The sequence below is a fragment of the Kingella pumchi genome (assembly GCF_022288825.1).
In the GTDB taxonomy this organism is placed as follows: domain Bacteria; phylum Pseudomonadota; class Gammaproteobacteria; order Burkholderiales; family Neisseriaceae; genus Kingella_D; species Kingella_D pumchi.
The window spans coordinates 66,781-67,896 of record NZ_JAKOOW010000035.1 but is presented as its reverse complement, the minus strand read 5'-3'; the positions used below and the strand labels follow the sequence as shown (position 1 = coordinate 67,896).

1 protein-coding gene is annotated in these 1,116 nt (G+C 58.2%); it reads right to left on the bottom strand.

Annotated features, from left to right (window positions below):
- Window positions 1-256 precede the first annotated feature (256 nt).
- Complete coding sequence (locus MB824_RS09890; protein WP_238748350.1) at window positions 257-1,063, bottom strand: autotransporter domain-containing protein; 807 nt, start codon at window positions 1,061-1,063, stop codon at window positions 257-259.
- Window positions 1,064-1,116: the final 53 nt, after the last annotated feature.

Genomic DNA, 1,116 nt, shown 5'->3' with positions numbered 1-1,116 from the left:
GTCTTTCAGGCTGCTTCGTCTTTCAGGCTGCTTCGTCTTTCAGGCTGCTTCGTCTTTCAGGCTGCTTCGGTGCGCGGTGCGCACCCTACGGCTGCCGCAGGCGTAACCCAACAAATAAAGTGAAATGTTGGGTTTGCCAACCCAACCTACACTCTGCAACGCACTCCCTACACGCCCCCAGGCAGCCGACAAATCGGACGAAGAAAGGCTGCCTGAAATTTCAGGCAGCCTTTGCGTTGCAGACAAGCGCGGCGGTTTAAAAGCGCAGGCCGGCGCGGATGCCGAAGCTGTGCGTGCGACTGGTGAACAAATCGAAATGTTGGCCGGCATGGTCGCGGGCATGGTTTTTGTAATGCTCGTAGCGGTAATAAGGGCCGAAGGTCAGCGCCAGATTCGGGGTGAATTGTTTTTGCGCGTCCACGCCCAAGCCGATGCTGTAGTTGCTGCCCTTGTGCGTTTCATCGGGCTCGGGATAAGCCTGCGACCATTTGGTTTCTATGCGTCGGCGCAGGCTGACAGAGGCTTCGCCCCAAGGGGTGATGCTCCAGCCGCCGCCCAAATCCTGCTCATATTCCACCTGCGCTTTCAGGTATAGGCTGCTTGAATCGTTGTCCACAATATCCGGGGCGTGGACGGTGCGGTGTGCGCGGTTTTTTTGGCTACTATGGTTATAGCCCAAGCCGCCGCCCACGCGCAGGCCGCCCTGCTTGAAGCCGGACGGGGAATACAAATAGCCCGCATACAGATCGATGTCGTCGGCTTTGCCGCCGTCCACCACGGTTACGCCGTTTTCTTTGTAATCATAACTATGGCGGGCATAGCCCAATTCGGCGCGGACGGCGTGCCGTTGCGCCAGCGGGATGTCGGCGCGGCCGCGCAGGGTAAAGACATCCGTGCTGGCTTTGCTGCCATCGTTACCTTTTTGGTTGCCATGCTCGTAGCCGGTGGTAACGGTATAGCGCCCGTCTTTAATCGGGTGCAGCGGGGTTTCTTGGGAATCGGGCGCGGCGGATGCGGCGGCGGCGAAGGAAAGGATGGAAAGGGCGAGTAGGGTTTTCTGCATAAGTCGGTCTCCTTGGAATGGGGATTGAACGATGCTGCAAAAGCCCGAAAAAA